This window comes from Paenibacillus sp. FSL L8-0340, from assembly GCF_038593145.1.
Classification (GTDB): Bacteria; Bacillota; Bacilli; order Paenibacillales; family Paenibacillaceae; genus Paenibacillus_AQ.
This window is the reverse complement of sequence record NZ_CP151967.1, coordinates 1,491,887-1,517,811: the sequence shown is the minus strand read 5'-3', so window position 1 is coordinate 1,517,811 and position 25,925 is coordinate 1,491,887. Positions and strand designations below refer to the sequence as shown.

Sequence of the window (25,925 nt, the reverse complement as noted above, 5' to 3'; positions counted from 1 at the left end):
CCCGCAAAAGTTACGGCCGCATCTGAGGATTGCACTATAGTTTCAATAATCTTAAGTATATGAGCTTATTTCTTAATCCAGTGCATCATTTCACGCAGCTGGCTGCCTACTACTTCTACCGGATGAGCAGCTTCGTTGCGGCGGGTAGCTGTAAGGAAAGCACGGCCGGACTGGTTCTCAAGGATAAAGTCACGGGCAAATTTACCTTGTTGAATATCGGTAAGCACAGCCTTCATTGCTTTTTTGGTTTCATCCGTAACAATGCGTGGACCGGTTACATAGTCGCCGTATTCAGCAGTGTTGCTGATGGAATCGCGCATAGTGGCAAGTCCGCCTTCATAAACGAGGTCAACGATCAGTTTAAGTTCATGCAGACATTCAAAGTATGCCATTTCAGGAGCATATCCTGCTTCTGTAAGAGTTTCGAAGCCGGCTTTGATCAGAGCGGATACACCACCGCAAAGTACAGCCTGCTCGCCGAACAGATCGGTTTCGGTTTCTTCACGGAATGAGGTTTCGATAACCCCTGCGCGGGTACAGCCAATGCCTTTGGCATAAGCAAGGCCGATTGCTTTAGCATTTCCGGTTGCATCCTGCTCGATGGCGATCAGACCAGGAACGCCGAAGCCTTCAACATAAGTACGGCGAACCATGTGACCCGGGGATTTTGGTGCTACCAGCAGCACATCTGCATCCTTAGGAGCAACGATTTGACCGAAATGCACATTGAAGCCATGGGAGAACATCAACGCTGCGCCGCTTTTGAGATTCGGTTCAATTTCATTCTTATATACGGATGCCTGTGTTTCGTCCGGCATGAGAATTTGCACTACATCTGCACGGGATACTGCTTCAGCTACCGGCAATACTTCAAACCCGTCATTTTTGGCGGTTTCGAAGGATTTACCTTCGCGCAGGCCGATGACAACCTGAAGCCCGCTGTCGCGCAGGTTTTGCGCCTGGGCATGCCCTTGGCTACCGTACCCGATTACTGCAATTGTCTTCCCTTTTAACACACTAAGTTCTGCATCCTGTTCATAGTACGTTGTCACTGCCATTGTCAATATCCTCCTTTAATTTGGGACCCATCGTAAAGAGCGGGTACTTCAAGAGCGCCAACTCGCGGTGGTGATCCGGACTGAGATTCAGGCTGCTCCTCAAGTCCCCGCTCTTTAGCGGGAACATTCAAATGATCTCATCAAATTAATGCAAACCAGCAGTAATCCGTTAAAGCCGTAAATTATGACAATTAGGCATTGCCGCGAATCATCGCTGTAACTCCTGTACGGGAAAGCTCCTTGATGCCGTATGGCTTGAGAAGTTCAATCATTGCATCAATCTTCTGAGTGTCTCCCACAACCTGCACCAACACGCTTGTTGTACCGATATCGACTACAGAGGCACGGAAGGTTTCGACTACGCCCATAATTTCCGGACGTTCAGCCGGATCAGCTTTGACCTTAATCAGCGCCAATTCACGGGCAACCATCGGTTTGGCACCAAGATCCACTACTTTAATAACATCAATCAGTTTATAGAGCTGCTTCTCAATCTGCTCCAGAGTATGCTGGTCACCAAGTGTAACAATAACCATCCGGGATAATCCAACCTCCTCGGATTGACCCACGGTAATGCTCTCAATATTGAACCCCCGGCGGCCGAACAACCCTGAAACCCGCTGCAGCACACCTGGCTGGTCATTCACAAGCACAGCAATCGTATGTCTCATCACTGTCATTCATCCCCCATCAGCATTTGATCAATGGTTGACCCTTGAGTTACCATCGGGTAGACATTTTCGTCTTTGGGAACAACGAATTCTACCAGAACAGGTCCCGGCGTTTCCAAAGCTTCCTTCCATGCTGCGCCAGCCTCTTCTTTGTTCGTGGCCCGCAGTCCCTTAACACCATAGGCTTCAGCCAGCTTTACGAAATCCGGGCTGCCGGCGAGGTCGGTATAGCTGTAACGCTTCTCATAGATCAGATTCTGCCACTGCCGGACCATCCCAAGCACCTGATTGTTAATAACTACAATCTTGACCGGAATGTTATTAATAGCACAGATGGCAAGCTCCTGGGAACACATCTGCATGCCGCCGTCCCCATTGATCGAGACAACCAGGCGGTCCGGGTGCGCCATTTGCGCTCCGATGGCTGACGGAAATCCGAAGCCCATTGTTCCAAGTCCCCCGGAGGTGATCCATGAACGGGGATGATTAAATTTATAATATTGTGCAGCCCACATCTGATGTTGTCCTACATCTGTAGTAACGATAGCTTCACCTTTGGTGGTGTCGTTTATCATTTCAATAACCCATTGCGGTTTAAGCTCAGTCTCCGAATCCTTGTAGCGAAGCGGCTGATCCAGCTTCCACTGGGCAATTTGTGTTCTCCAGGCATCAGCACCTGCTGCCCGGCGTGCATCGGGAATCAGCATCTCCAGCACTGTCTTCACGTCGCCAACGATCGGAATGTCAGGCGATACATTTTTGCCGATTTCTGCGGGATCGATATCAATATGAACAATCTTGGCTTTTGGCGCGAAGCCGTCCAGCTTGCCGGTAACACGGTCGTCAAACCGGGCACCGATATTAATTAGCAGATCACACTGTTGAATAGCATTGTTGGCGGTATATGTGCCATGCATGCCCGGCATTCCCATCCATAGCTCATCCGCACTCGGGAAACAGCCCAGTCCCAGCAGAGTTGTTGTAATCGGAATTTCCGTCCGTTTTACGAATTCATACATCTCTTCATGCGCTCCGGAGTAGATGACACCGCCGCCTGCAATAATAATCGGACGTTCTGCAGCATCAATGGCCCGGATCAGCTTATCGAGTTGAAGTTTGTTCGGAACGGTCCGCGGGTTATAACCACGAAGGTTAACGCCTTGCAGCTCCACCGGATTGAATAACATTTTGGCTGCCGAGACATCTTTGGGAATATCAATCAGCACCGGACCTTTACGTCCTGTATTGGCAATATGGAACGCCTCATGAATGATTCGCGGCAGATCCTCAACATCACGTACCAGATAGCTATGCTTCGTAATCGGCATTGTGATGCCTGTAATATCCGCTTCCTGGAATGCGTCGGTTCCAATCAGGCTGGAGAAGACGTTCCCGGTGATGACCACCAGCGGAACAGAATCCATAAAGGCGGTGGCAATGCCGGTTACAAGGTTGGTAGCCCCGGGTCCGGAGGTAGCGATGCATACTCCCGCTTTGCCGCTCGCTCTGGCATATCCGTCAGCCGCGTGAATTGCGCCCTGCTCATGCCGGGTCAGAATATGTTTGAAATCATCGAAGCCATGAAGCGCATCGTAGATGTACAGCACAGCCCCGCCCGGGTATCCGAATACAGTATCAACGCCTTCCAGTACTAGACTGCGCAGCAGGACTTCGGATCCCGTAATCACCTCGGGATTCTTCCATTTCTCACGTAACTGCTCTGTAGACCGCACTTCCGGTATATTCGCGCTCATCAGTATTCCTCCCTTCGATATTTAACATTCATTATGAAAATGACAGACCGTCTTTTATACAGCTGTAAGAATTGGCTATACTCCTTGAAAGTTAGTGTTCACCAACCCAGTGCAGCTAACCATCCTCTTATGGGCAACAAAAAAACCTTCCGCCACCCACGCGCAAAATAGAAGCGCGTGAGGGACGAAAGGTTGATCTTCCGTGGTACCACCCATGTTTGCATTACATCTCGCGATGTAACGCCTTATCAGGTAACAAAAATCCATCGATGTAGGCAGGGCCCAAATCTTTGTACCTGAAGTCCCTAACGCGGACTAAACGATTCCCCCTAATAATTCCACCACTGTTGCCGATGGACCTTTCAGGAAAACAGCTCCGAGGTGAGCTCGTATATAAGGGATTCTGGTGGAGGTTGCAGCAATTCCTCTCACTCTCTGAGCAAAAGAGCCCTTAAAACTTCGTCCTCATCATTGCCGATGCATGTATGTTCGATAAAATGTTTAGACACATTATATGATTCCTCACACGGTTAAGTCAATACCCTTATTTCCGTAACTGACACAAATTGTTGTTCTGGTTTGCCGTAACGCCCACACCACCCTGGGCATATGATGTACGACAATGCGTGGAAAGGAGGCGCTCTATGATTCGTTACCGTAGACCAAAGCAGGACGACACCGTCATTCTGGATCTGATTGAAAAGCAGCTCGTCCCATTATCCCATCTCCCCCAAACCGTAATTAATCAGGTCAGAAAAGATCTGCCCCGCCGCTTGGGGCAAGGAGTTACACTGGTAGCCTGCCCAGACTATGAGAGCGATCCGCTGGGGTTTGTCCACTTTATGCTGCACGGTGATCTGCTGTATATTGATATGCTGGCCGTAGCCCCTGCAGCAAGGCGCAAACATTGGGGGAATATGCTCATGGACCGCGCAGAGCGGTTTGCATTATCTCGCGGTTGTCAGCGGGCCAAGGTTGCTGTTGATACTGGAAATACTGCCGGTATTTCCTTTTATCAAAAAATGGGCTACAGAGTAGCCCGTTATCAGGCGCAAAACTATTGTTATGAGTTTGAAAAGCAGTTCAATTGACTCTGCTGCTTATAATCTTCTTAAAAAAAGCCAATTGGTGGTACCGGAGCTCCGCCATAAGGTCCAGGAGCATATCCTCCATACTTGTTATAACCATATCCACCATATGGATTGCCTCCATACGGGTACCCCCCATAACCAGGGCCATATCCGCCGGCATAAGGGGCTGTGCCTACGGCAAGCAAATCAAACAGTACCAGCGGGATCAATGCTTTGGTTTGTACTTTCTTACCGCTGACACGCTGTAGGATTAGACGGTTTCCAGAAATGCGGAGCAGCTTGCCCGTCACTTTAGAACCATCTTTTTTCACTGCAACGATATTTCTGCCCACCAGCTTCATTACCTGTTTCTTTGTAACCGGCTGTGCCATAATATCCCTCCTAAAAAAGTTTAGTTAGCTCTGCTTACTCATCTGTCTCATATGCATCCGCATAAGTTTCAACACAGTTTATTCGGCGCGTCTGCCGTTCGCCTGTACACATGCCCTGTCCAGCGAAAGAGTGGCAATAACTTGTGGTTTAGCCACACTGCAACCTCTGCAGATATGACTCAAAACAAAGTGGAAACGGCTTTGCCGTCCTCAAAAGGACGGCATCCGTTTCAGCGAGAAATAGAAGGATAATTTATAGCATGAAGCCTATAAATTCTTATATTGCACAAAAAAACGCATTTTCGGCAACAGCCGGAAATGCGTTTTTGATTAATACTGCTATTCAAATCAACTGCGGGTCTAACGTTTGCCGGGATCGTATGGCTCACCGAGCGCTTTTGGCGCCGAAGAGCGGCCGACAGCACTTACCAGCACTATAATCGTCAATACATAAGGAATCATAAAGATAAATTCCTGAGGGATACTATTGGACCATTCAAACAACTGCACATAGTTGCGGATAGCCTGGGAGAATCCGAAGAATACTGCGGCTCCAAAGGCACCAAGCGGGTTCCATTTACCGAAGATCATTGCTGCAATGGCAATAAAACCTTGACCGGAGATCGTATTATGCCCAAAGGTACCTGTAGTCGTCAGCGTAATTGTCGCTCCGCCGATACCGGCCAGCAGGCCACTCAGCATAACTCCGATATATCTCATCCGCTTTACATTGACACCCAGCGTATCTGCAGCACTCGGATGTTCGCCAACTGCGCGTAAGCGAAGGCCAAAAGGAGTCTTAAACAACACAAAGTAAATGACAATAACCAGCACAATCGCCAAATAGGTTGTCGGATAGGAATTAAAAATCCCTTCGCCAATAACCGGAATCTTCGAAAGACCTGGCACCGGTATTTTTTTGAAGCCATCCAGCAGCGGTGTTTCACCAGCACCCTCAAAAAGCAGCTTAACTATATAAAGCGTACTGCCGGCAGCAAGGAAGTTGATTACTGTACCGCTGATCGTCTGATCGGCTTTAAAGGTAATTGCGGCCACCGCATGAATCAATGAGCCAATCACACCCACAGCCATAGCGCAAATCACACCAACCCACGGAGCCCATGCCCCCATTCCGGCATCCTGGGCATAATATCCACCCACGGCTGCCGCAAAGGCACCAAACATCATCAAACCTTCAAGACCGATATTGACTACCCCGGAGCGTTCAGAGAAGATGCCGCCCAGCGCGGCAAAAATGAGCGCTGTGGAGAATACAAGCGTTGTATTGAGCAGTTGTCCTAACGTCTGCAGATCCATCTATAACACCTTCTCTTTCTTACGCTTGAAGTAAAACGGTTTAAGCACCCAGCGGATAATTCCTTGTGCCGCAATAAAGAATATAATTGAACCGATTACGATACGGATCAGTTCCGGTGGAACATCTGCTCCAAAGCTCATGCCTGCCGAACCATACGTCAGTATTCCATACAGGATAGCGGCCAGTACGACTCCAAGCGGATGAGTCAGTCCAAGAAGCGCGACGGCGATGCCGTCAAATCCATAACCCGGCGAGGCAGCGAAGACGGATTGATAGTGGAATACGCCCAGCACCTCACCTGCTCCCGCCAGCCCGGCGAAAGCGCCACTGATGAACATCGCCTTCACTACATTGCGTGCAACATTCATCCCTGCATATTCTGCGGCATGCGGATTGAGTCCGACCGCACGCATTTCATATCCTTGTTTGGTCTTCCATAAGTACACGTAGAAGAATAGCGCTGCAGCAAGCGCAATTACTGTACCCCAGTGCAGACGGGCGTTATCAAACAGAGAATTCAAGAAGTTCATGGAAAGCGAAGCGGGAATATCCTCCGAACGGCTTTGCTTTGGAAGAAGCAAAAATGTATTTACAATGTAATTTGCCAGATAGAGCGCGATCCAGTTCAGCATAATGGTAGTGATAACTTCATTAATGCCGCGTTTCGCCTTAAGGAAGCCGGCAATTCCAGCCCACAAGCCGCCGCAGAGCCCTGCAGCAATGACAGCAAGCGGGACCAGCAGGAATGGCGGCAGTCCGGCCAGCTTAATACCGACCACTGAAGCGGCGGTCATACCGATAAGCACTTGGCCATCCGCACCAATGTTAAACATTCCTGAGCGGAAGGCAAAGGCTACGGCAAGCCCGGTAAACATCAGCGGCGTCATTTCACGTATTGCCTCACCGAAATCATAAGCACTGCCAAATACACGCTGGAACAGGGATGAATAGGCGAGGATAGGGTCATATCCGCCGACCAGCATTACGACAGCACCTACCAGGAAACCCATTATTATTGCAACAACCGGCACAATATAGCTGTCTGTCGCAAATATTTTTTTCAGTCTATGCACCCGCTTTTCCTCCCCGCTTCAAGCTACCGGCCATCATCAGACCCAGTTCCTGGTCATTCGTATCCTGCGGCAATACTTCGCCGACGATTTGCCCTTCATAGATAACGGCAATTCTGTCGGAAACATTCATAATCTCATCCAGTTCGAAAGAAATCAGCAGCACGGCTTTGCCCTGATCACGCTGGGCAATCAGCTGCTTCTGCACGAACTCAATCGCTCCGACATCAAGACCACGTGTCGGCTGAGCCGCAATCAGGAGTGTCGGATTTTTGTCTATTTCCCGCGCAATAATCGCTTTTTGCTGATTACCGCCTGACAAAGAGCGGGCTTTGTTCTCAATCGAAGGCGTACGCACATCAAACTGCTTGACCAAATCCTCGGCATGCTGATTGATTACGTCTTTCTTCAGGAAGCCAGACTGGTTATACGGACTCTTGTAGTACGTTTCCAATACCATATTTTCACTAACACTGAAATCGAGCACAAGCCCGTGTTTATGACGGTCTTCCGGAATATGGGATACATTCATTTCCGAGATTTTGCGTGGAGACAGGTTGGAAATTTCTTTACCGGATACGGTAATAGAACCGGAATCAATTTTGCGGAGTCCCGTGATCGCCTGGATCAGCTCACTTTGTCCGTTGCCGTCAACGCCTGCAATCCCAAGGATTTCACCAGCCTTCACTTCAAAGCTGAGGCCATTCAGCACAGATACGCCTTCCTTGCTCTTGCTGCTGACATTGGACAGCTTAAGGACGCTGGATCCCACATGCGGAGCCTGCTTGTCCACTTTGAATGTCACGCCGCGTCCGACCATTTTTTCAGCCAGCTCATTCGGATTCGTCCCGGCAGTCTTAACGGTATCAATTACCTTACCACGACGGATGATCGTAACCCGATCGGAAATCTGCATGATTTCTTTAAGCTTATGTGTAATTAGAATAATGGATTTGCCTTCTGCAACGAGCCGCTTCATGATCGCCATAAGCTCAGTAATCTCCTGCGGCGTCAATACAGCGGTAGGCTCGTCGAATATAAGTATATCCGCTCCGCGATACAGGGTTTTCATAATCTCTACCCGTTGCTGCATGCCGACCGAAATGTCATGAATTTTGGCATTTGGATTGACCTGCAGGCCATATTGATCCGATAGTTTGCGAACCTGCTCCGAAGCGGATTTATAGTCGATTTTAAGTCCTTTTTTCGGTTCCATGCCCAGAACAATGTTCTCGGTGACCGTAAAAGGCTCTACAAGCTTGAAATGTTGGTGGACCATACCAATGCCAAGCTCAATAGCTTTATTAGGGCTATCGATAATAACCGGTTTCCCGTCGATTTCGATGCTGCCTTCATCGGGCTGGTATAGTCCGAATACGATATTCATCAAGGTGGACTTACCTGCACCGTTCTCACCGAGCAGCGCATGGATCTCCCCTTTTTCCAGCGTCAGACTTATAGAGTCGTTCGCTACAATACCGGGAAAGCGTTTTGTGATTTGCTTCAACTCTACGACAGGAGCCGCAGCACTCATGGAATCACCCTCATCACAGAATATATAATAGACATACAGACACGGCTGTACCGCCCCTTGCGAGGCGGCACTGCTGTGTTCACGTATAACTTTTAACAGGGAACAAGGCCAGCTTTAGAACCGGCCTTGTTCCTTATACTTTATGGTAAAGCTGCAAGCACGATCTCAACGATTACTCAGATGGAACAGTGATTTTGCCATCGATGATTTGTTTTTTGAAATCCTCAACTTTAGCCAGAATTTCTTCGGATACATTGGCTTTCGATGTTTCAGGAAGGCCCACGCCGTTGTCTTTCAGACCCAGTACGGTTGTAGTGCCGCCTTTGAATGTTCCGTCAACCACTTGTTGGGAAACCTTCTTAACCGCTTCGTCAACACGTTTGATCATGGAAGTCAAAGTTACATCGTCACCAAATTCAATGGATTGGTCTTTGTCTACGCCGATTACCCATACTTTATCGCCGCCTGCATCATTGCGGGATTTAGCTTCATTGAACACGCCGTTGCCAGTTGCGCCGGCAGCAGGGAAGATGATGTCGTTACCGGCATCGTACAGGGTAGCAGCCAGGGATTTACCAATATCAGGCTTGTCATAAGCGCCTGCATAAGTATTGGTTACTGTTGCTTCAGGGTTAACTGCTTCTACGCCGGCCTTAAAGCCAACTTCAAAACGTGTGATAACCGGGCTTTTCGCACCGCCTATAAAGGCTACTTTGTTAGTTTTAGTTGTCAAACCGGCAACAACCCCCACCAGGAAGGATCCTTCATTCTCAGAGAAAGTAACGGACTCCACATTTGGAGCTTCTACAACGCTATCGATGATTGCCAGTTTGGCATCCGGATTGGCTTTAGCCACTTCCAGCAAAGCGTCCCCAAGGTCAAAGCCGATCCCCCAAGTCAGATCGTAGCCGCCCTTTACGAATTGGTTAAGGTTTGGCACATAGTCTGCGTTGGCTTTACTTTGCAGATATTTAATTTCCACACCGGATTCTTTATTAAGAGCTTCCAGGGCTTCCCAGGCAGATTGGTTAAACGATTTATCGTTTACCCCGCCTACGTCTGTAACCAGCCCTATCTTAACGTCGGATGCGCCGTCCTTTTTGTTACCGCAACCTGCCAAAATGACACTGGTTGCCATCAACATAACGAGCGACAATTTGAAAACCTTTTTCATCGAATGTGATCCCCCTTAAGAAATTGGATGTCTTCTGTGTTCTGCTTGGACATACCATTAGCTCAAATTATAACTGTAAAAAAACCTAAAATCCAGTCTATAAATGACCTCAGGTCAATAATAATTTGCATTTTTCACCAAGAAAACGCTTACCCTAACACAAAATGTTATATTTATGTCTATTCGATGTTAGAAAAGCTCAAAATAGTTAAACATATTCCTATAACCTTATAAATATTATTGCACACAAATGCATTTTCTATTATCATGATTGTTTATATCTTGCATGAAAAGGGAGTACTGAAAAATATGGATGATCAAAACACCCCACAAGACGCGCCCGCCTTTAAATACAGCCGTGAATCCCGCGTGTTCAAAACCGGCCGTGTCTTCCCGAATGATGTCAACAACCACAAAACCCTGTTTGGCGGCAAGCTGATGAGCACCATTGATGAGGTTGCCTCCATCTCGGCTATGCGCCATTGCCGTACGAATGTGGTAACCGCCTCTGCTGACTCCGTTGACTTCCTTCTGCCAATCAGACCTACGGACTCCGTGTGCTTCGAATCCTTCGTCTCCTGGACAGGACGCACAAGTATCGAGGTCTTTGTGAAGATTATCTCGGAGAACTTATACACAGGCGAGCGTGTTGTCGCCGCTACGTCATTCCTAACCTTTGTAGCGGTGCATGAGGATGGCACACCTGCTCCAGTTCCGGCTATTATCCCCGAGACCGATGAAGAGAAGCTGATCAGCGAATCTGCCAATGAACGTTCAGAGCTGCGCAAACTAAGACGAACCAATAGCAAAAAGCTGGCTTCACAATTGAGCACCACCAAGTACTGGGAATAAAATCCCAACTGCAAGCCCCCTCCCTTACAGAATCTGGCCGGCAGGGGGCTTCTCTGAATGTCGCCGCGCAAAAAAAGCACCACCCGCAGGTGGTGCTTTTCGGTTTATTTATTCCTCTTACGCGTTGATCTTCTCTTTGGCTACAACAGCCAGGGAGTTGAATGCGTTAAGATCGTTTACTGCCAGGTCAGCCAGCATTTTACGGTTCACTTCTACGCCAGCCAATTTAAGGCCGAATACAAGCTTGCTGTAGGACAGGCCGTTCAAACGAGCTGCTGCGTTGATACGAACGATCCACAGTCTGCGGAAGTTACGTTTAGTTTGACGACGGTCACGGTATGCGTAAACCATCGATTTCATTACTTGCTCGTTAGCTGTTTTGAAAATGCGGTGCTTGGAACCGAAATAACCCTTTGCCAATTTCAACACTTTTTTATGTCTACGACGAACTACAAATCCGCCTTTAACTCTTGCCATATTAATAAACCTCCCAAAAATGTGTGATAAAACTATTTCAAGTTAGCGAGTCCTTGTTTCAAACGTCTTACATCCCCAGGGGCCATTACTGGATTGCCGTTCAATACGCGTTTAGCGCGTTTCGATTTGTGGGACAGCAAGTGATTCTTGTGAGCTTTGTAACGCAGTACTTTACCAGTTCCGGTAATTTTGAAGCGGCCTTTCAGGCTGCTATGTGTTTTCATTTTAGGCATGGTGTTTCCTCCTTGAATATTATGCGGCGCCAAATTGCTGTGCAAGTGACTCCAAATTATTGGGCTTTAGGAGCCAGAATCATAATCATGCTGCGGCCTTCCAGCTTAGGCTGGCGCTCAACAACAGAGATATCTTCCACTTCGGTCTTAACACGTTCCAGGATCTTCTGGCCGATGCTAGCGTGGGTAATCTCACGTCCGCGGAAACGAACGGAGCATTTCACTTTATCGCCTTCGCCCAGGAACTTAATCACATTGCGGAACTTGGTTTGGTAATCATGTTCCTCAATGTTGGCACGGAACCAGACTTCTTTAAGATCCACGATCTTCTGGTTCTTGCGTGCTTCCTTCTCTTTCTTCTGTGTTTCATAACGGAACTTGCCGTAATCCATGATGCGGCATACCGGCGGTTTCGCCTGCGGTGCTACGTTGACTAAATCAAGATTAAGATCAATCGCCATTTGCAACGCTTCGCGGATCGGCTTAATTCCGATTTGCTCGCCTTCCGCTCCAACCAACCGAACCTCTTTGGCCCGAATTTCATCATTGATCATATGTTCCTTACTGATAATACTCCACCTCCGGATCTACTTTACAATTATTTTATTTACGGTTCTCCATAAAAAAGGGATGCCGGTAACTCCCCGACACCCCGTTTGATCAACGTTCATGAATTATAACCATTCATAAAGCATTGAGATCAAAACCAGCTGGCGTATTTGCCAGTCAGGTGAGAAGCCGGTGCTTCTGCTTGCAATCCCTATGTTTTGCACACTTGAATACTATACAATACTCCGCAAGGAGTGTCAACATGTTCTTTTGTGAAAATCCGGGCTTATCCTTGCTTGCTCTGAACTTCCTCAAGCCGCACGACACGCGTGTGCTTGGTATGGCTCCATTGTTTGTTGTTCTGCGTGAAGAAGGCATAGAACGTAATTGGATACCAGGAAAGCAGATACACTGGAAAGACCAGCAGGTAAAGATACACTTTTTTGAACTTGACCTTCTCCAGCGCCATGGCCAGCAGGAAGGTGACAACATTGGCGCCGACTGCAAAGAAGCTGAGCCAGAGCGGCAAATAACCGTAAATATTGGCAATATGCGGACCATTAAGCAGCGAAGTGTCTACCCACATTACAGCAGTCATCAGGAACGTCAGCAGCACGATGTAGACATTCACCCCATACAGCGCGAGATCCAGCTTCGTCAGGCTGCGTTCTTTAATGGCTTGCCACAACAAAGGGAAGAAGTAGCGGCGGGCCACTGTAAAGTGTCCCTGCATCCAGCGCAGCCGCTGTCTGGAGGATGCTTTGAACGTAAGCGGCTTCTCATCAAATACCTTGGCATCATAGTTGAACTTTGGAAATACGCCTTTGGATGCGCTCCGCATCGTAAACTCCAAATCCTCAACAAGGCTTGTTGCTCCCCAGCCCATCTCTTTAAGCAGATTGGTTTCGAAGCACATACCGGTTCCGCCCAGGAAGTTGGCCATGTTCAAATTATGGCGCGACAGCTGCCACAAGCGGTTGATGTACCAGTAAGATACGCCGTATGCAGCAGTAATCCATGAATCCTCCGGATTCTTCGTATCAATATAACCTTGAATTACACGCCCGCCTGCGCAGAGATCATTATTCATCTCTGTGAGGAATTCGGTATGTGCAAGGTTGTCGGCGTCGAACATGACAACTGCATCATACTGTCTCGGCATCGCCCATAGTTCCTTGAGCATCCACTCGATTGCGTAGCCCTTGCCCCGAAGGTTGGTATTGGTGCGGACACAGGCATTCATTCCGTGCTCACGCACAATTCTTGCGGTGCCGTCTGTACAATTGTCGCAGATGACAAATACATCGTACAACTCTTGGGGATAATTAAGCTGTTTCAAATTCTCCATCAATGCGCCGACGACTTCTTCCTCGTTGTGCGCTGCAACCAATACAGCAAATGATTTTTCCGGCCCGAACTGTACCTTATTCTTTTTCTTGCGCAGTCCAAACAACGATAATGTGAACTGATAGACTGCGATTGCCGCCAAGATCACTTGGAGCGTAACAAACAATGCGTCTGTCATGATCTTTTGATGCCCCCTTTTTCACTCTTGGTATGCTTTTTCTTTTTCTCTCTCTGTCTTATTAAACGTTCTTTCTGACCCTTTTGTTGCATTCCTTACAGTAGACCAAGAGTTTCCCCTTTTTGTGGAGTAGGCTTCAATTTATATATATCCCGTTTATAAAGATGTTATAGAGATCCCAAATGGCGGACTCCCCGATTCTCTGTAACCTTATAAACATGTTTAGCCTACTTGAATCATTGTAAGGTGTAAGGGGTTGTTAAGTCAAAACTGGCATTTTCCGACCTTAACCGAGCTTTTTCTTGAAATGGACTGCTTTAAAAACGTATGATATAGACAGCTTTCAGGTCTTGGATCGAGTGGCTGCTGCTGCGTTTATTATCCTCAGCCGGACTATCGGAGGGACAAAGTATGAAACATTTATTCATGAAACTACATCTCTGGGAACGGCAAATTTTCAAGTGGATCAACGGACGATTGCACAACCCCTTTTTGAACTTTTGGCTTTTCTATCTTACCCATCTGGGCGGAGCAACAAGCGCCATCGGTATCAATGTGCTAATCTGGGCGCTCTCACCCCAGCCTTTGAGAACAACGGGACTCCAGGCTCTCACGGCTCTGGCTGTCAGCCATCTGCCCGTCGCTGTTGCTAAAAAGTTATACCCGCGCATGCGCCCTTATCTGGCGCTGCCGGGAACGAATACGTTTCATAATCCGCTTAAAGATCATTCTTTTCCATCAGGTCATACTACAGCTATCTTCGCCTCAACGGTACCTTATATGGCGGCTTACCCTGCCTTGACCGTTTTCCTGCTGCCACTGGCCGCTATTGTCGGTTTCTCCCGAATTTATTTGGGACTGCATTACCCTTCTGACGTTCTTGCAGGAGCGGTTATCGGCACTGGCGTTGCGGCAGGCACCGTTGTTTTATGGATCTGAAGCCTGCATCATAAGCCTTATCGGCGAAATCCATCCGGGAACAGGTGAATCCAACATTGCGCAAAAAAAGAGTTTTATTGCTGTCGGAAGGTTTTGGCGCAGGACATACGCAGGCAGCTTACGCGCTGTCGAGCAGCCTGCGCAAGTTATCGCCCCAAGTGCAAACAAAGGTGCTGGAGCTAGGGAATTTCCTGAATCCAAAGCTGGCGCCTCTTGTTGTATCGGCATACCGCAAAACAGTGACGACCCAGCCCCGCTTGATGGGGTACGTGTACCGTCACCAGAAATCATTTAATCGTCTTACCACGCTTGCCTTGCACCGCTTATTTTATACACATACGCAAAATATTGTAAAGCAGCTGAGGCCTGATATTATAGTCTGCACCCACTTTATACCCAGCGCTGTAGTGTCCCGTCTGAAACGGCTGGATCCGGCATTCAAAGCACCGCTCGTTACAGTGATCACGGATTATGATGCCCACGCCACCTGGATCAGCCCTGAGGTAGACCGGTATCTGGTATCCACCCCGGAGGTTAAAGCCAAGCTGCGCCGGCGAAACGTATCCGCTGCCAAAATCCAGGTTACCGGCATGCCGGTTCATCCCAGCTTCTGGGAACATCCCGGAAGAGCGGAAATTCTGGAACAGTTCGGCCTGCAGGACTTGCCGACGGTTATGGTTATGGGCGGGGGCTGGGGTATGATGAACGATGAGGTCGTGAACGAAGCGCTGGCGAGCTGGCGGGAGAAAGTCCAGATCGTCTATTGTCTCGGCACAAATGATAAACTGCTGAGTGAGATGAATGAGGACCACCGGTACATTCATCCCAATATCTCCCTGATCGGGTTTACCCGCGAGATTGACAAGCTGATGGAGGTATCCGATCTGCTCGTTACCAAGCCAGGTGGAATGACCTGCAGCGAAGGTCTGGCCAAGGGTATCCCCATGCTCTTTCATCACCCCCTGCCAGGTCAGGAAGAGGAGAACTGCCGCTACTTCACGGCTGCAGGTCTTGGAGAACCGATTTCATCGCTGGATGTAGTCGACAAATGGATGGAGCGGCTGCTCTACAATTATGAGGACGTGCAGGCCAAACGAAAAAGCCATCTGGAGGAGATCGCCAGGTTTCATCCGCTGCAAAGCGCCCAAAGCATTATTGATATGCTCGAATAACGCCCGCAAGAACAAGGGGACATATATAAATGGCAGTCCGGGAGTTTCACCTTGGACTGCCATTTTTGTATGCTTCTGTTCTGGTAGAGAAATAAATCGGCAATAACTGATCTACAGCCGGTATTTGTCCAGACGGGTGGCCTGATACCGCTCCAGCGCCTCTGCCCCGACAATCGCTTCGCAGCGCTGGATATTGACGCCACGGCCGTAAAATTTGGTCTCATATTCCGTCATGACATGCTCCTCATTAATGACGCCGTCCGCATGCAGGTCCAGAGAGATATTCTTCATTTGCAGGCCATAATCGGCAAACGCATTAAGGGAGAACTCAAACAGGCTCCGGGAATCCGTCTTCAGATGAATTTCCCCCAACGGACTGAGTAACCCGCGGTATTTGTCAAGAAAACGCGGATGCGTCAGGCGGCGGCGGGCATGCTTGCTCTTCGGCCAGGGATCGCTGAAGTTCAGATAGATACGCTCCAGCTCTCCTGGAGCAAACACTTCCTCAGCGTAGTTAATATTGGCGAGTGCCACTCTAAGGTTAGGAGGCGTCTCATGTCCTGCCGGCTCCCACACCAAACGGGCTTTCTCAGCCGCGCGCCGGATCAATTCATCGTACATATCAACGCCGATAAAATTAATATCGGGATATTTGAAGCTCATTTGACTAATGAACTGTCCTTTACCCATTCCGAATTCCACATGAATCGGATGATCGTTGCCGAACAATTCAGACCACCGCCCCTTGAGGCTGCGTGGATCGAGGATTACCAGATCGGTCTGTTCCTCCAGGCTTTCACGTATTCCTTTTCTTCCGCGTAAACGCATAGGTATTCCTCCGCTTATTCACTTATTACTATAACTATCACTTGCAATATTGTGCCGAACTTATCTGCAAAAGTAAAGGGATTTCAGTGAAGAGATGCTGATTCCGTCTTTTTCTACATATATTTGCCAAAAGGAAAAGGGAATTCTCCGACGGGGGAAAAAAAATCCGCCGGAGAATTCCCTTTATGTTGTATTTGGAATTGGGGTCCACTAGTTCAACAGTTCATAGTCTACCTTGCCGGTGTATTAAAATCAAATTTCTTCTCGAACGCATTTCTGATCTTGCGCTGCGCTTCTGTCTTAATCTTATGGTTGCCATTAAACTCCACACCTGTAAGCGCAAGCGCTTCATCAGGAGTCAATTGCACATCAATGGAGCCTTTGCCTTCGGCATATGATGTTTGAGAATTCATCGTGATCACCTCTTGGGTTTTATTATGGATCGGACGACACGAAATTATGAATTCAATAAATGAAGATTATGCTTGCTGTATCAGGTTTTTTACAATTTAAATATAACATAATGTGTAAGCATTAACAAGTGAAAACCCTTTATTTTTAGCCTTTTTTTCACAGATTCCGCAAGCGACAATGTTACGCTGGGCGCTGTTTTTTGTTACAATGAATAGGTTAAAATAAAATGGCTCTACGTGGCCTTTCCGGAACACCGTCATTTTAGCGACAATATAAGGATAACTTCAGGGGGAAAGCAGTCATTCAGCCCTAAAAATAAACGTTCTTATATTTAAGAGAGGAGCTGCACCTGTTGAGTCTTCTAGAGACCTCTTCTTCACTGCTGTGGGGAGATAAACGATTTCATACCTGGAACTACGAAATGCGCGAACAGATGGATACCAAAGTATTCAAAGTAATGCTCGACGCCGGTTTTACCTGCCCTAACCGTGACGGCTCTATCGCCAAAGGAGGCTGTACCTTCTGCAGCGCCAGAGGATCAGGCGATTTCGCCGGAAGCCGCCGCGACGATCTGGTTACCCAGTTCAACAATGTGCGCGACAGACAGCATCTGAAGTGGCCGAATGCAAAGTATATCGGTTATTTCCAGGCCTACACCAATACGTACGCTCCGGTCGAGGAGCTGAGGGAATATTATGAAGTGATTCTGCAGCAGCCGGGTGTGGTCGGCCTTGCCATCGCCACACGTCCGGATTGCCTGCCGGATGATGTCGTCGAATATCTCGCCGAGCTGAACCAGCGTACGTACCTGTGGGTGGAGATGGGTCTGCAGACCATTCATGATTCCACTTCCGAACTGATCAACCGCGCCCATGATACCAAGTGTTATATCGAGGCTGTCGAGAAGCTGCGCCGTCACGGCATCCGCGTCTGTACCCATATTATTCACGGGCTTCCGCTGGAAACTCATGAAATGATGCTGGAAACTGTTTCGGCTGTTGCACGCATGGGTGTTCAGGGCATCAAAATCCATCTGCTGCATCTCATGCGCAAAACGCCGATGGTCAAGCAATATGAGGCTGGTCTGCTGCGCTTTTTGGAGCAGGACGAATATGTCAAGCTGATCGCCGACTCGCTGGAAATCCTGCCGCCGGAGATGATTGTTCATCGTCTGACTGGGGATGCCCCGCGCGATCTGCTGATCGGGCCTATGTGGAGCCTTAAGAAATGGGAAGTGCTGAACGCCATTGATGATGAGCTGGTTGCACGCGACACCTGGCAGGGTAAGTACTGGAGGAAGAGCTAATGGGCTTTATGTCTGTCCTTAGCTTTGCTCATAAATTAACCGCCGAGCGCCTAATGTCCGGCGGCAGAGCCATTGACGCCACCGTGGGCACCGGTGCCGATACGCTGTTCCTCGCCAAAGCGGCCGGGCCGCGAGGCGGGGTGTACGGCTTCGACATTCAGCCTGCGGCGCTGAAGCTTGCGGAAGAGCGCCTGCGGCTGGCCCGGGAGGAAGCGCCGTCAGCGCTTTCTCCCGTGACGCTGCTGGAGCGCAGCCATGCAGCGATGGCAGATGCCGTTCCGCCGGAGTGGCGCGGAACGGTGTCGGCGGTGATGTTCAACCTCGGCTACCTGCCTTCCGGCGATGCCGACAAGACCATCATCACCGAGCCGGAGAGCACGCTGGCCGCCTTGGAGGCCGCGCTCTCGCTGCTGCGCCCGGGCGGCATCGTCACGGCGGTGCTCTACCCGGGCCATGACGGCGGAGACCGCGAAGCCTCCGCCGTAGAGTCATGGGCGGCAGGGCTTGCCCAGCAGGAGGCGCAGAGCATTGTGTACCGCCAGCTGCAGCGGTCTTCCGCTCCCTACGTAGTAGCCGTAGAGAAGAAAAAGGGAACTGAAGCCTAAATAGCAATGAGCAATATCGGTATTTTGGCATTCAGGTCACGAAATTCACTCGCTCAAGTAACAGAAGCAAGTAAATATTACAAATTGGAAGGAAGATGTAGTGATGACAAAACCATATCCTTTAAAATTTCAGCCGGAGTTTAAAGAACGCGTCTGGGGCGGCCGCGCACTGGAGAAATTTGGGCTCGAACTGCCGGAGGGCCATATTGGCGAAGGCTGGATGATCGCCGATCACCCGAACGGCACCTCGTCCGTTGTAAACGGCGAACTCGCCGGACAGGGTCTCGATCAAATCCGTGAGCAATTCGGACAGGAATGGTTCGGCACCAAAGGCATCAGCGAAGAAGGCGGAAGATTCCCCCTGCTGATCAAGCTGCTGGACTGTAATGACAACCTTTCCGTGCAAGTGCATCCTACAGATGACTATGAAGGATTGCCGAAGGGTGAACTGGGCAAGACAGAAATGTGGTACGTGCTGGACGCCAAGCCGGGTGCCAAGATCATTTACGGCCTGAAAGAAAATGTCACCAGGGAAACACTGCGTGATGCACTGGAGAATGGAACCGTTATGGACAGTCTTCAGGAGATCACCGTCTCTGCCGGGGATTCCTTCTATATTCCTGCAGGCACCGTTCATGCTCTCTGCGCAGGAGTCGTTGTTGCCGAAATCCAGCAAAACTCTGATACTACATACCGGATTTATGACTATAACCGTCCGGGACTCGACGGCAAGCCGCGCGAGCTTCATATTGAGGATTCATTAAATGTAACCGCCTATGAAGGTGCGGGAGCCACCTCCATGAAGACAGACGGCGCTGTTCCCGGAGAATGGCTGCAAATCGCCTCCTCTCCTTATTTCATCGTTGAAAAAGGCCTCGTAAACGGAGAATGGGAGCTTGCCACGACTCCGGACAGCTTCACCATTCTCGTCATCTGCGAAGGCAGCGGACACCTGACGTGGGAAGGCGGTTCCCAGCCTTATGCAGCAGGGGAATGTTATCTTCTTCCGGCAACCCTTGGCTCTTACGGAATCGAAGGCCACTCCACCGTGCTGCGTTCTTATTTGCCTTAAAATTCATACTTATAAGGCAATTCCACAGCAGGGAATCAATGTAAAGCGGGCTTTTCTCTCGTTACTCTTTCCGATAAAGAGCTGTATCAGCGATTCCTACAATACTCAGATGTATCACTCACATAACAAGCTAATGCTTCAGAGCGGAGTGGGTACGGCGTATGATCAAGGAAGCAGATATTTTACAAACTTTTAGGAGGGCAGGATAATGCAGGAAAACAGCTTTACAATGACCGATCCCCTTGGCGTGAATATTCATGTGTACGAATGGCTGCCGGAGCCAGAAGCTCCGGTCAGGGGCATCGTGCAAATTGCGCATGGCATGTGTGAGACGGCTGCACGTTATACCCGCTTCGCATTAGCGCTCACCAGGGCCGGATATGCAGTTTATGCCAATGATCACCGTGGGCACGGCAAAACTGCCGGGAAGGTGAACCTGCTTGGCGATACCGGAGAGAACGGATTCTACTGGATGCGGCGCGATATGCTGCAGCTTGCCGGGATTGCCTCTTCCCGGCATGAAGGTCTGCCGATCTTCCTGCTCGCCCACAGCATGAGCTCCTTCCTGGCACAGAAGCTGATGTGTGAGCATGGCAATGAGATATACGCCGGCTTTATTCTCAGCGGCACCAATGGTCCGCGCAATATGCTGAGAGCCGGGGAAACGCTGGCCGGGATGCAGTTCAGACTGCAGGGGGCCCTTCATCGCAGCGTAATGCTGAACGGCCTCGTATTCGGCCCTTACAACCGTTCCTTCTCTCCGGTAAGAACGGCTTTTGACTGGCTGAGCAGTGACACGCAGGAGGTGGACCGTTACATCGCCGATCCTTTCTGCGGCGCGATCTGCACCACCCGCTTCTTCCGGGATTTCTTCCGGCTGCTGCGCGAAATCCAGTCCCGCGAAACACTGCTGACATTATGCAAAAATAAGCCAGTGTATCTGTTCTCCGGGGCCAAGGACCCTGTAGGCATGCAGGGGCAAGGTGTTCTGCGGTTGGCCAGCATCTACAAGGAGCGAGGGTTAAGCGACGTGGAGTACAGGCTGTATCCTGAAGGCAGACATGAAATGCTGAACGAAGTGAATCATAACGAGGTTACAGCCGACGTGTTAGATTGGCTGGTCCGGCACCTCCCTGCCGAGTCTCTGCTTCAATCGAATGCAATATAAAAGCGATCAAAAACAGGCATTCCAGAAATATGGAATGCCTGTTTTTTTGAACAAACTTTTAGTCAAGCCGTCGAAAGTCCAGCATATGAACAAACAGATTAATGTAGCAGACACTCCGTTAAGAACGTTGTTGCAAAAGCAGCGGACTGCCGGTCAGGCTCTGATCAGCCGCTCCCGCAGCCGTCCCCGTTGTCCATGCCCCCGTCAGAACCTGCGCTGAATTCCTCAAGTGAATACTGCAGAATCATCTGCGATCCTTTTGCACCACTCCTGCGCAGACCGTAATCCCGAAAACCGGCACGCAGATAGAGATTTCCTGCCGGGAGATTGCGCTCATTCACAGCCAGCACCACCTCACGGACTGCCGGAAAATGAATACGGACAAAACCCGGCAGCAAAGCCATTGCAGCCTTGGCAAACCCTTGTCCCTGGCTGGCATAGTCAACAAGGAACGCACGCAGCAGCAACGCTTCGGACCAATGGTTGTAGAAGTCGGCGATACCCTTTCCGGTATGCAGGATAAAAAAACCCACCGGCTTTTCTCCAGCCACAATAACAACCGGAACCTTCCCCTCGTCCTGCAAGGCACCATCTATAGTCTCCTCAGGCAAGCCGGTGAATTCAGCCTGCTCCGCAGGAAGCTGAAACGCCAGCAGCCCTTCCCGCAGCTTCTCTTCATACAAAGTCAATCTGACCGGAGGTTGCTTACTCATGGCTGGAAGAACCCTCCTTCTATAAAGGCAGTGTATAATACTGTGCCCGCTGGCTGTCATCCTGCTGGTACAGCACAATCAGCAGCGTGTTTCCTCCTGCCTCAGCTTCGGCCACAGCCGTGGCCTTGTCATTTACCGCTACGGCTGCCGCTGCTGCGTTCGCTTCACCGATACTGCCAGACACACCACTCATCTCCACATTCGCTTCTGCATCAGCCAAGCCTTCATCGGCCCGCAGGCCGCTGATCGAATCCAGTACCGTCTCCAAGCGGAAAGGCAGCACTTCCAGCATCATGAACTTCTGCAGTTCACGTTCACTGTATCCGGCTTCCGCCAGCTGCGGGGATATCAATTCCGGATGAGCAGCAATACCCTTCATATGTTTGGACCAATCCGCTTTATCCAGCAAGACATCCCACCAGATTTTGCGCGGCTTATATTTGTGCCCCAGGAAATAATCAAGCTTCATCAGCCCGGTAATGATGTCCATAGCATCTGTCCCGCGACCTGTAAGGAAGGCATGCAGACGGGTGAACAAATCCTCCAGCTGGTGGCCGATCTTCTGCCAGCCCCGATCTTCCCAGTAATCCCCGAATTCCTGAAAGAAATCGAACGGCGACTGGAACACATGGCGGATCAGGTATTTCACCGTATGGTCGAGCCGATGGCTGTTCCAGTATTTCTCCAGCACATCCTCCAGCCGTTTGAGCCGGATAATATCGGAGAACGGCATCACATGGCTGCTGAGAATCTCATACGGGGCATGTTCCATATAGGTATAGTCATATTTGGCTGCCTGGGCACGCAGTCCGGTGCCGCGCAGCATTTTAAGGAACCCAAGCTGCAGCTCCTCCGGCTCCATGGCAAATACATCGTTGAAGGTTTTACGGAAAGTGGAATAATCCTCCATGGGCAGTCCGGCAATTAAATCGAGATGCTGATCGATGTTGCCGCTGGCTTTAATCTTCATCACCGTACGCGATAGCTTCGTGAAATTCTGGCGTCGTTTGACCAGCTCGTTGGTCTCGTCATTGGTGGACTGCACGCCAATCTCGAATCTAAAAACACCGGGAGGAGCGTTCTGGGCCAGAAAATCCAGGACCTCGGGCCGCATGATGTCCGCCGTAATCTCGAATTGGAACACGCAGCCCTGGTGGTTATCAATCAGAAACTGGAACATCTCCATGGCATAGCTGCGGTTGATATTGAAGGTACGGTCCAGAAACTTGATCACCTTGGCTCCGTTCTCGATCAGATACAGCAAATCGGATTTGACCCGTTCGATATCATAATAGCGTACGCCTACCTCAATGCTGGACAAGCAGAATTGACAGTTGAAGGGACAGCCCCTGCTGGTCTCAAAATAAACGATCCGCTTGCTGAGATCCGGCAGATCATCCGGAAACCGGTGCGGTGTCGGCAGTGTATTCAGATCCGTCTTCGGACGCGGCGGATTGACAATCAACTCCTCGCCCTTTCGGTAAGCCGCACCGTATACAAAATGGAACTTGCGCTCATCCCGCAATTCCTGCAGCAGATGGTGGAAGGTCTCTTCCCCATCGCCGTTTACGACAAAATCAATCCCTGCTTCCCGCTTCATCCAGTACAATGGCTCGTAAGACACCTCCGGCCCGCCTAGGACGATGGTGACCTCCGGCATCACCTGTTTGAGTATGCCAATCAGCTTGACAGTCTCCTCGATGTTCCATATATAACAGGAAAAGCCGATGACATCGGGCTTCTTCTGGAATAGGTCTGACACGATATTCATCACGGGATCTTTGATAGTGTATTCCGCCAGAAGGATATCTTCGAATTCATGCTCGCTGTACGCCTTCAGAAGACGGATGGCGAGCGAGGTATGGATATACTTGGCGTTTAATGTGGCCAGGACGATTCTCATGCCTGATAACCTTCTTTACATTTCATTTTGAAAAAACTCCAGAAACGGCTTGCCGTATTTCCGGTACTTCACTTCCCCGACACCCTTTACCCTCAGCATCTCCGCTTCGGTCTGCGGGCAAACCACACTCATCTCACGCAGGGTCGCATCATTAAAAATGATATAGGACGGGACATGCTCGCGTCCCGCCAGCTCGCGGCGGATCAGGCGCAGCTGCTCGAAGACCGTCTCATTGACGGCCGACGGCGAAAGATCCCGCGACCGGCTGCGGTCCCGCCCGCCGGAGGCTCCGCCGGTGCGTGAAGGACGGGCCACGCGCTGCTGCACCTCACGCTGGCCGCGCAGTACCTCGGCAGCCAGCGGCTGCAGCCGTACCACGGGATATTGGCCTTCTGTCAGGGCCAGATATCCCTCCGAGATCAGCACATTGATGCTCTCGGTAATCTCTTTCTCCGTACGGCTCGACATTGCGCCATGAGTCGGCAGCTGCTCGAAGCCGTATTGCAGCACCTTCTGGTTACGTGAGCCCTTGAGCACTGAAGCAACCAGCGCCACACCGTAACGTTCACGCATGCGGTGGATGCAGGAGAAAATCTTCTGCGCATCCACTGTCATGTCTACCAGTTCACGTTCATCCGTACAGGAGCTGCAGATGCCGCAGGGCTTGTCCCCGTGATCTTCACCGAAATAATTCAGCTGTGCGCTGCGCAGGCAGCGGGTGGTGTAGCAGTAATCGATCATCTGCTGCAGCTTGCGGTATTCATTGGCCTTGCGCTCCGGGTCCTGCGGATTCTGTTCAATCAGAAATTTCTGTGTCATAATGTCCTGTGCGCTGAAGAGCAGGATACACTCGCTCGGCTCACCATCCCGCCCGGCACGTCCGGCTTCCTGAACATAAGCTTCCATATTCTTCGGCATATTGTAATGGATGACATAACGTACGTTGGACTTGTCGATCCCCATCCCGAAGGCATTGGTGGCGACCATCACACGGATGTCGTCATACAGGAAACCTTCCTGGCTCTCTGCCCGTTCCTGGTCATTCATTCCGGCATGATAGCGTCCGGCAGCGATTCCCGACGCCTGCAGTCTTTGATAGAGATCATCAACCTCTTTGCGGGTAGCCGCATATACAATACCCGGCTGATGAGAATGAGTAGCGGTATAATCCAGAACGAATTCGCGTTTGTTCTCCCCGCGCAGCACAGACATCGCCAGATTATCCCGGCCTAGCCCGGTCATGAAGACGCCCGGCTGGCGCAGACGCAGCAGCCGGACCATATCCTCCATGACCTCCGGGGTAGCGGTCGCGGTAAATGCGGCAAGAATCGGCCGCTGCGGCAGTTCCTCTACAAAAGGGGATACCGCGAGGTAGCTGGTGCGGAAATCATGGCCCCACTGGGATACACAGTGCGCTTCATCCACAGCCACACATGAGATGGATAGCCCCGCCATCTCTAACCGGAACCAGTCCAGCTCCAGCCGCTCGGGTGCAACATATAGCAGCTTCAGCTCACCACGGCGCGCAGCCCGGATGCGCTCATTCACTTCCTTGCCGCTTAAGGTGCTGTTGATATAGGCTGCCGGTATCCCCGCTGTGGTCAGCGCATCCACCTGATCCTTCATCAGCGAGATCAGAGGCGAGATGACCAGCGTCAGCCCCGGCTGCAGCAGCGCCGGAACCTGATAGCAGATCGATTTCCCGCCTCCGGTTGGCATGATGCCCAGCGTATCATGGCCTTCAAGCAAGCTCTCGACAATCTTTTTCTGGCCCTCCCGGAAGTCGGGATAGCCGTAATATTTTTGCAGTTCAGCCTGCGCCTGTTCCATAGTAGGTACTTGCATCTTCATATCTCTCAAAACTCCTTAGAACTTTCTCTCTTTAGTTTACCGGGCAAAAGACTATTGAGCAACAACCGGAGAGGTAAAACCGGAGGTTCATTTTCAAATGATTACATAAAAAACACCGTTCGAAGCAACACTTGATAGGTATCCGCAAATTTCCATTCTAGAAAATTGGCCGTTGTGCTGGGCTGGATCTATGGGACTCTCTCTATCCTCATTATTGACAGGCTAATTCTTGTTATGTAGGGACCCCTCCATAGTATTTCTTCACGGCCCATGGTAT

At 50.1% G+C, this 25,925-nt stretch carries 25 protein-coding genes and 1 other annotated feature; of the genes, 8 read left to right on the top strand and 17 right to left on the bottom strand.

Annotated features, from left to right (window positions below):
* Positions 1-65: 65 nt before the first annotated feature.
* The 3 genes from ilvC to ilvB form a co-directional block, all read right to left on the bottom strand.
* Positions 66-1,058 (bottom strand): ketol-acid reductoisomerase, encoded by a 993-nt coding sequence (gene ilvC / locus NST07_RS06990; protein ID WP_038587276.1) that lies wholly within the window; start codon positions 1,056-1,058, stop codon positions 66-68.
* Positions 1,059-1,249: 191 nt separating this feature from the next.
* Positions 1,250-1,738 carry an acetolactate synthase small subunit gene (gene ilvN, locus NST07_RS06985; protein ID WP_038587274.1) on the bottom strand — a complete coding sequence of 163 codons (489 nt, stop codon included), beginning with the start codon at positions 1,736-1,738 and terminating at the stop codon, positions 1,250-1,252.
* Positions 1,735-3,483: a biosynthetic-type acetolactate synthase large subunit gene (gene ilvB / locus NST07_RS06980; RefSeq protein ID WP_341090588.1), complete on the bottom strand. Its 1,749-nt coding sequence runs from the start codon at positions 3,481-3,483 to the stop codon at positions 1,735-1,737. The genes ilvN and ilvB overlap by 4 nt, the downstream gene beginning before the upstream one ends.
* A 644-nt stretch (positions 3,484-4,127) precedes the next feature.
* Here ilvB and NST07_RS06975 point away from each other — a divergent pair.
* The gene (locus NST07_RS06975; protein WP_038587271.1) at positions 4,128-4,574 is read left to right on the top strand and encodes a GNAT family N-acetyltransferase; all 447 of its coding nucleotides are present in this window, start codon (positions 4,128-4,130) and stop codon (positions 4,572-4,574) included.
* Between the two features lie 20 nt (positions 4,575-4,594).
* Here NST07_RS06975 and NST07_RS06970 read toward each other — a convergent pair whose 3' ends face one another.
* The 5 genes from NST07_RS06970 to NST07_RS06950 form a co-directional block, all read right to left on the bottom strand.
* Entirely contained in the window at positions 4,595-4,945 is a 351-nt protein-coding gene (locus NST07_RS06970; protein ID WP_341090585.1) for a hypothetical protein, read from the bottom strand.
* 360 nt (positions 4,946-5,305) lie between these two features.
* Positions 5,306-6,262 (bottom strand): ABC transporter permease, encoded by a 957-nt coding sequence (locus NST07_RS06965; protein WP_341090583.1) that lies wholly within the window; start codon positions 6,260-6,262, stop codon positions 5,306-5,308.
* Entirely contained in the window at positions 6,263-7,336 is a 1,074-nt protein-coding gene (locus NST07_RS06960; RefSeq protein WP_342481276.1) for an ABC transporter permease, read from the bottom strand.
* Complete coding sequence (locus tag NST07_RS06955; protein ID WP_341090579.1) at positions 7,329-8,867, bottom strand: ABC transporter ATP-binding protein; 1,539 nt, start codon at positions 8,865-8,867, stop codon at positions 7,329-7,331. The genes NST07_RS06960 and NST07_RS06955 overlap by 8 nt, the downstream gene beginning before the upstream one ends.
* 172 nt (positions 8,868-9,039) lie before the next feature.
* Entirely contained in the window at positions 9,040-10,041 is a 1,002-nt protein-coding gene (locus tag NST07_RS06950) for a BMP family ABC transporter substrate-binding protein (RefSeq protein WP_342481275.1), read from the bottom strand.
* Between the two features lie 309 nt (positions 10,042-10,350).
* On the opposite strand from NST07_RS06950, the gene NST07_RS06945 reads away from it, so the two are divergent.
* Entirely contained in the window at positions 10,351-10,893 is a 543-nt protein-coding gene (locus NST07_RS06945; protein WP_341090574.1) for an acyl-CoA thioesterase, read from the top strand.
* Positions 10,894-11,010: 117 nt separating this feature from the next.
* On the opposite strand, the gene rplT is transcribed toward NST07_RS06945, so the two are convergent.
* From rplT to NST07_RS06925, 4 genes are all read right to left on the bottom strand, one after another.
* Complete coding sequence (gene rplT, locus NST07_RS06940) at positions 11,011-11,370, bottom strand: 50S ribosomal protein L20 (protein ID WP_038587257.1); 360 nt, start codon at positions 11,368-11,370, stop codon at positions 11,011-11,013.
* A 32-nt stretch (positions 11,371-11,402) separates the two neighbouring features.
* Entirely contained in the window at positions 11,403-11,603 is a 201-nt protein-coding gene (gene rpmI / locus NST07_RS06935; protein ID WP_036696104.1) for a 50S ribosomal protein L35, read from the bottom strand.
* 56 nt (positions 11,604-11,659) lie between these two features.
* Positions 11,660-12,157, bottom strand: coding sequence for a translation initiation factor IF-3 (gene infC / locus NST07_RS06930; protein ID WP_038587254.1), 498 nt, complete (start codon positions 12,155-12,157; stop codon positions 11,660-11,662).
* 60 nt (positions 12,158-12,217) lie between these two features.
* Positions 12,218-12,362: a sequence feature (ribosomal protein L20 leader region), on the bottom strand.
* Between the two features lie 76 nt (positions 12,363-12,438).
* Positions 12,439-13,677 (bottom strand): glycosyltransferase family 2 protein, encoded by a 1,239-nt coding sequence (locus tag NST07_RS06925; RefSeq protein WP_341090569.1) that lies wholly within the window; start codon positions 13,675-13,677, stop codon positions 12,439-12,441.
* A 411-nt stretch (positions 13,678-14,088) separates the two neighbouring features.
* On the opposite strand from NST07_RS06925, the gene NST07_RS06920 reads away from it, so the two are divergent.
* Positions 14,089-14,616 carry a phosphatase PAP2 family protein gene (locus NST07_RS06920; RefSeq protein ID WP_341119680.1) on the top strand — a complete coding sequence of 176 codons (528 nt, stop codon included), beginning with the start codon at positions 14,089-14,091 and terminating at the stop codon, positions 14,614-14,616.
* A gap of 56 nt (positions 14,617-14,672) precedes the next feature.
* Complete coding sequence (locus tag NST07_RS06915; RefSeq protein WP_341090563.1) at positions 14,673-15,788, top strand: glycosyltransferase; 1,116 nt, start codon at positions 14,673-14,675, stop codon at positions 15,786-15,788.
* A 111-nt stretch (positions 15,789-15,899) separates the two neighbouring features.
* On the opposite strand, the gene trmB is transcribed toward NST07_RS06915, so the two are convergent.
* Complete coding sequence (gene trmB, locus NST07_RS06910) at positions 15,900-16,616, bottom strand: tRNA (guanosine(46)-N7)-methyltransferase TrmB (protein ID WP_341377624.1); 717 nt, start codon at positions 16,614-16,616, stop codon at positions 15,900-15,902.
* A 230-nt stretch (positions 16,617-16,846) separates the two neighbouring features.
* Positions 16,847-17,029, bottom strand: a complete 183-nt coding sequence (locus NST07_RS06905; protein ID WP_038587245.1) for a hypothetical protein — start codon at positions 17,027-17,029, stop codon at positions 16,847-16,849.
* 353 nt (positions 17,030-17,382) lie between these two features.
* Here NST07_RS06905 and NST07_RS06900 point away from each other — a divergent pair, with 353 nt between their 5' ends.
* The 4 genes from NST07_RS06900 to NST07_RS06885 all read left to right on the top strand — a co-directional run bounded on the left by NST07_RS06900 (position 17,383) and on the right by NST07_RS06885 (position 21,181).
* Positions 17,383-18,336, top strand: coding sequence for a TIGR01212 family radical SAM protein (locus NST07_RS06900; RefSeq protein ID WP_341377622.1), 954 nt, complete (start codon positions 17,383-17,385; stop codon positions 18,334-18,336).
* Positions 18,336-18,941: a class I SAM-dependent methyltransferase gene (locus NST07_RS06895; RefSeq protein WP_341090557.1), complete on the top strand. Its 606-nt coding sequence runs from the start codon at positions 18,336-18,338 to the stop codon at positions 18,939-18,941. The genes NST07_RS06900 and NST07_RS06895 overlap by 1 nt, the downstream gene beginning before the upstream one ends.
* A 103-nt stretch (positions 18,942-19,044) precedes the next feature.
* On the top strand, positions 19,045-20,013 hold the full coding sequence (locus tag NST07_RS06890) for a type I phosphomannose isomerase catalytic subunit (RefSeq protein WP_342481274.1): 969 nt from the start codon (positions 19,045-19,047) through the stop codon (positions 20,011-20,013).
* A gap of 208 nt (positions 20,014-20,221) precedes the next feature.
* Positions 20,222-21,181: an alpha/beta hydrolase gene (locus NST07_RS06885; protein ID WP_341090555.1), complete on the top strand. Its 960-nt coding sequence runs from the start codon at positions 20,222-20,224 to the stop codon at positions 21,179-21,181.
* Positions 21,182-21,345: 164 nt separating this feature from the next.
* On the opposite strand, the gene NST07_RS06880 is transcribed toward NST07_RS06885, so the two are convergent.
* Genes NST07_RS06880 through recQ form a run of 3 tightly spaced genes read right to left on the bottom strand, consistent with a single transcriptional unit; the run spans position 21,346 to position 25,648 of the window.
* A complete protein-coding gene (locus NST07_RS06880; RefSeq protein ID WP_341090554.1) occupies positions 21,346-21,894 on the bottom strand; it encodes a GNAT family protein in 549 nt (182 codons plus the stop codon).
* 19 nt (positions 21,895-21,913) lie between these two features.
* Entirely contained in the window at positions 21,914-23,797 is a 1,884-nt protein-coding gene (locus NST07_RS06875) for a radical SAM protein (protein ID WP_342481273.1), read from the bottom strand.
* A gap of 15 nt (positions 23,798-23,812) precedes the next feature.
* Positions 23,813-25,648 (bottom strand): DNA helicase RecQ, encoded by a 1,836-nt coding sequence (gene recQ / locus NST07_RS06870; RefSeq protein ID WP_341090551.1) that lies wholly within the window; start codon positions 25,646-25,648, stop codon positions 23,813-23,815.
* Between the last annotated feature and the right edge of the window lie 277 nt (positions 25,649-25,925).

Bases quoted from the DNA above. Each gene is read 5' to 3' on its own strand.
- ilvC (WP_038587276.1), bottom strand. From the start codon at position 1,058: ATGGCAGTGACAACGTACTATGAACAGGATGCAGAACTTAGTGTGTTA.
- ilvN (WP_038587274.1), bottom strand. From the start codon at position 1,738: ATGACAGTGATGAGACATACGATTGCTGTGCTTGTGAATGACCAGCCA.
- ilvB (WP_341090588.1), bottom strand. From the start codon at position 3,483: ATGAGCGCGAATATACCGGAAGTGCGGTCTACAGAGCAGTTACGTGAG.
- NST07_RS06975 (WP_038587271.1), top strand. From the start codon at position 4,128: ATGATTCGTTACCGTAGACCAAAGCAGGACGACACCGTCATTCTGGAT.
- NST07_RS06970 (WP_341090585.1), bottom strand. From the start codon at position 4,945: ATGGCACAGCCGGTTACAAAGAAACAGGTAATGAAGCTGGTGGGCAGA.
- NST07_RS06965 (WP_341090583.1), bottom strand. From the start codon at position 6,262: ATGGATCTGCAGACGTTAGGACAACTGCTCAATACAACGCTTGTATTC.
- NST07_RS06955 (WP_341090579.1), bottom strand. From the start codon at position 8,867: ATGAGTGCTGCGGCTCCTGTCGTAGAGTTGAAGCAAATCACAAAACGC.
- NST07_RS06950 (WP_342481275.1), bottom strand. From the start codon at position 10,041: ATGAAAAAGGTTTTCAAATTGTCGCTCGTTATGTTGATGGCAACCAGT.
- NST07_RS06945 (WP_341090574.1), top strand. From the start codon at position 10,351: ATGGATGATCAAAACACCCCACAAGACGCGCCCGCCTTTAAATACAGC.
- rplT (WP_038587257.1), bottom strand. From the start codon at position 11,370: ATGGCAAGAGTTAAAGGCGGATTTGTAGTTCGTCGTAGACATAAAAAA.
- rpmI (WP_036696104.1), bottom strand. From the start codon at position 11,603: ATGCCTAAAATGAAAACACATAGCAGCCTGAAAGGCCGCTTCAAAATT.
- infC (WP_038587254.1), bottom strand. From the start codon at position 12,157: ATGATCAATGATGAAATTCGGGCCAAAGAGGTTCGGTTGGTTGGAGCG.
- NST07_RS06925 (WP_341090569.1), bottom strand. From the start codon at position 13,677: ATGACAGACGCATTGTTTGTTACGCTCCAAGTGATCTTGGCGGCAATC.
- NST07_RS06920 (WP_341119680.1), top strand. From the start codon at position 14,089: ATGAAACATTTATTCATGAAACTACATCTCTGGGAACGGCAAATTTTC.
- trmB (WP_341377624.1), bottom strand. From the start codon at position 16,616: ATGCGTTTACGCGGAAGAAAAGGAATACGTGAAAGCCTGGAGGAACAG.
- NST07_RS06905 (WP_038587245.1), bottom strand. From the start codon at position 17,029: ATGAATTCTCAAACATCATATGCCGAAGGCAAAGGCTCCATTGATGTG.
- NST07_RS06895 (WP_341090557.1), top strand. From the start codon at position 18,336: ATGGGCTTTATGTCTGTCCTTAGCTTTGCTCATAAATTAACCGCCGAG.
- NST07_RS06890 (WP_342481274.1), top strand. From the start codon at position 19,045: ATGACAAAACCATATCCTTTAAAATTTCAGCCGGAGTTTAAAGAACGC.
- NST07_RS06885 (WP_341090555.1), top strand. From the start codon at position 20,222: ATGCAGGAAAACAGCTTTACAATGACCGATCCCCTTGGCGTGAATATT.
- NST07_RS06880 (WP_341090554.1), bottom strand. From the start codon at position 21,894: ATGAGTAAGCAACCTCCGGTCAGATTGACTTTGTATGAAGAGAAGCTG.
- NST07_RS06875 (WP_342481273.1), bottom strand. From the start codon at position 23,797: ATGAGAATCGTCCTGGCCACATTAAACGCCAAGTATATCCATACCTCG.
- recQ (WP_341090551.1), bottom strand. From the start codon at position 25,648: ATGAAGATGCAAGTACCTACTATGGAACAGGCGCAGGCTGAACTGCAA.